General features: G+C 72.0%; 5 protein-coding genes and 1 pseudogene. 4 read left to right on the plus strand and 2 right to left on the minus strand.

The annotated features are described in order from the left end of the window. The 3 genes from rho to WML84_RS12770 all read left to right on the plus strand — a co-directional run. Positions 1 to 1,516 (plus strand): transcription termination factor Rho (gene rho / locus WML84_RS12760; RefSeq protein ID WP_347346519.1); only part of this gene is annotated, 1,516 nt, incomplete at its 5' end. A 30-nt stretch (positions 1,517 to 1,546) separates the two neighbouring features. Beyond that, on the plus strand, positions 1,547 to 2,626 hold the full coding sequence (gene prfA / locus WML84_RS12765; RefSeq protein ID WP_347346523.1) for a peptide chain release factor 1: 1,080 nt from the start codon (positions 1,547 to 1,549) through the stop codon (positions 2,624 to 2,626). Positions 2,627 to 2,658: 32 nt separating this feature from the next. After that, positions 2,659 to 3,063, plus strand: coding sequence for a hypothetical protein (locus tag WML84_RS12770; protein ID WP_347346520.1), 405 nt, complete (start codon positions 2,659 to 2,661; stop codon positions 3,061 to 3,063). Between the two features lie 132 nt (positions 3,064 to 3,195). On the opposite strand, the gene epsC is transcribed toward WML84_RS12770, so the two are convergent. Then, positions 3,196 to 3,765, minus strand: a complete 570-nt coding sequence (epsC, locus tag WML84_RS12775; RefSeq protein WP_347346521.1) for a serine O-acetyltransferase EpsC — start codon at positions 3,763 to 3,765, stop codon at positions 3,196 to 3,198. A 1-nt stretch (position 3,766) separates the two neighbouring features. Beyond that, positions 3,767 to 4,705: a cysteine synthase A gene (cysK, locus tag WML84_RS12780; protein WP_347346522.1), complete on the minus strand. Its 939-nt coding sequence runs from the start codon at positions 4,703 to 4,705 to the stop codon at positions 3,767 to 3,769. Positions 4,706 to 4,807: 102 nt separating this feature from the next. Between cysK and WML84_RS12785 the strand changes: the two are divergent. After that, positions 4,808 to 5,041 (plus strand): annotated as a pseudogene (locus WML84_RS12785) (peptide chain release factor N(5)-glutamine methyltransferase); the annotation flags it as partial.

Genomic DNA, 5,041 nt, shown 5'->3' on the forward strand with positions numbered 1-5,041 from the left:
CGACGCCGCCGCGAGCGAGCCGACCGACGCCGCGACCCAGACGCCGGCCGATGCCGGCGCCGCGGCCGAGGCCACCGCCGAGCAGGGCGAGACCGCCGCCGAGGGCGAGACCCCGAGCCGCAGCCGCAGCCGTTCGCGCAACCGCAACCGCAACCGCAACCAGAAGACCGAGAGCGGTCAGAACGCCCAGAACGGTCAGACCGGCGGCGAGCCCGCCAAGGCCGAGGCCGACGACGACCAGGGCTCCGCCAACCCGCGCAGCCGTCAGCGCAACAAGCGTCGCGGCCAGAGCGGTCAGGGCGACGAGTTCGAGACCGAGATCGGCGAGGACGACGTCCTCGTCCCGATCGCCGGCATCCTGGACGTCCTCGACAACTACGCCTTCGTGCGCACGACCGGCTACCTCGCCGGCCCCAGCGACGTCTACGTGTCGCTCGGCCAGGTCAAGAAGTACAACCTCCGCAAGGGCGACGCCGTCGTCGGCGCGATCAAGCAGCCGCGCGAGGGCGAGCAGTCCGGGCGTCAGAAGTACAACGCGCTCGTCAAGGTCGACGCGGTCAACGGCCTGTCGGTCGACGACGCCGCGAGCCGCGTCGAGTTCGGCAAGCTCACGCCGCTGTACCCCCAGGAGCGCCTGCGCCTCGAGACCGCGCCCGAGAAGCTCACCCAGCGCATCATCGACCTCGTCGCGCCCATCGGCAAGGGCCAGCGCGGCCTGATCGTCGCGCCGCCCAAGGCCGGCAAGACGATCGTGCTGCAGCAGATCGCGAACGCCATCGCGATCAACAACCCCGAGGTGCACCTCATGGTCGTGCTCGTCGACGAGCGCCCCGAAGAGGTCACCGACATGCAGCGCACCGTCAAGGGCGAGGTCATCGCCTCGACCTTCGACCGCCCCGCCGAGGACCACACGACCGTCGCCGAGCTCGCGATCGAACGCGCCAAGCGCCTGGTCGAGCTCGGTCGCGACGTCGTCGTGCTGCTCGACTCGATCACCCGCCTCGGCCGCGCCTACAACATCTCGGCGCCGACCTCGGGCCGCGTCCTCACCGGCGGCGTGGACGCCTCCGCGCTCTACCCGCCGAAGCGCTTCTTCGGCGCGGCGCGCAACATCGAGAACGGTGGATCGCTCACGATCCTCGCCACGGCGCTCGTGGAGACCGGGTCCAAGATGGACGACGTCATCTTCGAGGAGTTCAAGGGCACCGGCAACAGCGAGCTGCGCCTCTCGCGCCAGCTCGCCGACAAGCGCATCTTCCCGGCCGTCGACGTCAACGCGTCCTCCACGCGCCGCGAGGAGATGCTGCTCTCGCCCGACGAGGTCAAGATCACCTGGAAGCTCCGCCGCGCGCTCGCCGGCCTCGACCCGCAGCAGGCGCTCGAGGTCGTGCTCGGCAAGCTCAAGGAGACGCAGTCGAACGTCGAGTTCCTCGTGCAGATGCAGAAGTCGATCCCCGCGCCCGCCACCGGTCACGGCAACGGACACGGGCACGGTCACGACAACGGCATCCGCTGAGCCGTCCCCTCCGCGATGAGCGAGCCCGCGATGTTCGACTCGGTCCGAGGACTGCTCGAGGAGCACAAGGCCGTCCAGGAGGAGCTCTCCGACCCCGCCGTGCACGCCGACGCCGCGCGTGCCCGGCGGGTCAACCGGCGCTACGCCGAGCTGTCGAAGATCGTCGCGGCCCACGACGCGTGGGTCGCGGCATCCGCCGATCTCGAGGCCGCGCGCGAGCTCGCCCGTGAGGACGAGGCGTTCGCCGCCGAGGTGCCGGGGCTCGAGGAGCAGCTCGCCGAGGCGCACGAGCGCCTGCGGCGCCTGCTGATCCCGCGCGACCCCGACGACGCGCGCGACGTGATCCTCGAGATCAAGCAGGGCGAGGGCGGCGCCGAGAGCGCGCTGTTCGCCGCCGACCTGCTGCGCATGTACCTGCAGTACGCCGCGTCGAAGGGATGGAAGACCGAGCTGCTCGAGCGCAGCGAGTCGGACCTCGGCGGCTACAAGGAGGTCCAGGTCGCCATCAAGGGCTCCGGCTCCGACCCCGCGCAGGGCGTGTGGGCGCACCTGAAGTACGAGGGCGGCGTGCACCGCGTGCAGCGCGTGCCGGCGACCGAGTCGCAGGGGCGCATCCACACCTCGACGACCGGGGTGCTCGTCTTCCCCGAGGTCGACGAGCCCGAGGAGATCCAGATCGACCCGAACGACCTCAAGATCGACGTCTTCCGCTCGTCGGGCCCGGGCGGCCAGTCGGTGAACACCACCGACTCCGCGGTGCGCATCACCCACGTGCCGACCGGCATCGTCGTCTCGATGCAGAACGAGAAGTCGCAGCTGCAGAACCGCGAGGCGGGCATGCGCGTGCTCCGGGCGCGGCTGCTCGCGAAGCAGCAGGAGGAGCTGGACGCCGCGGCGTCCGACGCCCGCAGATCCCAGATCCGCGGCATGGACCGGTCGGAGCGCATCCGCACCTACAACTTCCCCGAGAACCGCATCGCCGACCACCGCACCGGATACAAGGCGTACAACCTCGACCAGGTGCTCGACGGCGCGCTCGACCCGATCATCGAGTCCGCGATCGCCGCGGACGAGGAGGCGCGCCTGGCCGCGCTCGGCTCCGACGCCTGACCGACGGCGTGCGTCGGGGCTAAGGTCTCCTCATGATCATGTTCCTGATCCGCTCGCTGATCTTCCTGGCGTCCGCGGCCGTCGGCCTGATCGTGGCCGACCTCGTGCTGCCCGGCTTCCGCATCGACTGGGCCGACTGGTGGGGGTTCCTCCTCGCGATCGTCATCTTCGCGGTGCTGCAGAGCGTGCTCGCGCCGTGGCTCGCGCGCGTCGCGCAGCGCAACGCCCCGGTGCTCCTCGGCGGCATCGGGATCGTGTCGACGTTCGTCGCGCTGCTGGTCGTCGTGCTGCTGCCGCGATCCGGCCTGACCATCGCCGACGCGATGACGTGGGTGCTCGCGCCGGTGCTCGTGTGGGTGGTCACGGCGCTCGCCACCCTGCTGCTGCCCGTGCTCCTCATCCGCAAGAAGGTCGAGGAGCGCCGCGACGAGCGGTGAGGCCGCGCGCCGCATCCGTTCGTCGGAGATCTGCGGTTCTTCGGACGATCCGCGCGCAACCGGTCCGACGACGCGCGATTCTCCGACGAAGCGCCGCGGGCCCGCGACGAGTGGATGCCGGCGGGACCCGCGTCAGATGTGGTACTCGGGCGCGGTGAGGAGCGCGCGCGTGTCCTCGTTGCCGAGACGCCGGCGCGGCTTGGCGGGCACCCCGACGAGCACCGAGTCCGGCGGCGCGTCGTGCGTGACCACGGCGTTCGCGCCGACGACGGTCCCGGCGCCGATCGTGATGGGCCCGAGGATCTTCGCGCCCGCTCCGACCGCCACGCCGTCCTCGAGAGTCGGATGCCGCTTGCCGCCGTCGCGCGTGCGGCCGCCGAGCGTCACGGCGTGGTAGAGCATGACGTCGTCGCCCACCTCGGCGGTCTCGCCGACGACGACGCCCATGCCGTGGTCGATGAAGAACCGCCGGCCGATCGTGGCGCCCGGATGGATCTCGATGCCGGTGAGCCAGCGCGTCAGCTGGGAGCCCGCGCGCGCGACGAAGCGCAGGTCGCGCCGCCACAGCCGGTGCCACACCCGGTGCGCCCACACCGCGTGCAGACCCGGGTAGAGGAGCGCGATCTCGAGGCTGGACCGCGCCGCGGGATCCCGCAGCTTCGCCGCCGCGAGATCCTCGCGGACGCGGCTCCAGACCGACACGTCAGTCTTCGCGCAGGTCGTCGAACAGCGCCGTCGAGAGGTAGCGCTCCCCGGTGTCGGGGGTGACCACGACGATGCGCTTGCCGGCGTTCTCGGGGCGCGCGGCCAGCTGCAGGGCGGCCCAGACCGCGGCGCCGCTGGAGATGCCGACGAGCAGTCCCTCGCGGGCGGCGACGTCGCGCGCGGTGGCGATGGCGTCCTCGAACTCGACCGTCACGACCTCGTCGTACACGCTCGTGTCGAGGATCGGCGGCACGAAGTTCGGGCCGATGCCCTGGATCTTCGCGGGCCCGGGCGTCCCGGTCGACAGCAGCGGCGACGCCGACGGCTCCACCGCGACGACGCGCACGTCGGGCTTGCGCTCCTTGAGCACCTGGCCGACGCCGGTGATGGTGCCGCCGGTGCCGACGCCGGCGACGAACACGTCGATGTCGCCGTCCGTGTCGCGCCAGATCTCCTCGGCGGTGGTGGTGCGGTGGATGAGGCGGTTGGCCTCGTTCTCGAACTGCTTCGCGAGGATCGCGCCCGGGGTCTCGGCCGCGATGCGCTCGGCCTCGGCGACGGCGCCCTTCATGCCGAGCGCGGGGTCGGTGAGCACGAGCTCGGCGCCGAACGCCTTCAGCAGCACGCGACGCTCCTTCGACATCGAGGAAGGCATCGTGAGGATCACGCGGTAGCCGCGCGCGGCGCCGACGAGCGAGAGCGCGATGCCGGTGTTGCCGCTGGTCGCCTCGACGATCGTGCCGCCGGGGGCGAGGTCGCCGGCGGCCTCGGCCGCGTTGACGAGCGCGATGCCGAGACGGTCCTTGACGCTCGAGCCGGGGTTGAAGAACTCCAGCTTGGCGAGCACCTCGGCGCCGGCGCCGTCGGTGACGTGGTTGAGCCGGACGAGCGGCGTGTTGCCGAACGCCGTCGTGATGTCGGAGTGGATGCCGGGCATGCGGGGGCCTTTCGGATTCGATGCTGTCGGGTACAGCGTAGGCGTGGGCGCCGCGGCGTGTCGGAATGTGACGAAGATCGGGGGCTACCCTGGAACCCGCCCATGGCCACGAACCCCGCCGCCCCCGCGCCCCTGACCGACGTCCTGCGCGCCGTGACGACGACCCTGGTGGATGCCGGCGTCCCCTCGCCGGGCGTCGACGCCGAGCTGCTCGTCGGGCACGTGCTGGGCCTGGGGCGCGGCGAGCTCGTGGCCGCCGCTCTGCGCGGGGCCACGGCATCCGCCGCCGACCTGTCCGCCGTGGCCGGGCTCGTCGGGCGCCGCGCCGCGCGCGAG

The organism is Microbacterium sp., from assembly GCF_039812165.1.
In the GTDB taxonomy this organism is placed as follows: Bacteria; Actinomycetota; Actinomycetes; order Actinomycetales; family Microbacteriaceae; genus Microbacterium.

What these genes read in the sequence shown, in the direction of transcription:
- prfA (WP_347346523.1), top strand. Translation starts at nt 1,547, where the DNA reads ATGTTCGACTCGGTCCGAGGACTGCTCGAGGAGCACAAGGCCGTCCAG.
- WML84_RS12770 (WP_347346520.1), top strand. Translation starts at nt 2,659, where the DNA reads ATGATCATGTTCCTGATCCGCTCGCTGATCTTCCTGGCGTCCGCGGCC.
- cysK (WP_347346522.1), bottom strand. Translation starts at nt 4,705, where the DNA reads ATGCCCGGCATCCACTCCGACATCACGACGGCGTTCGGCAACACGCCG.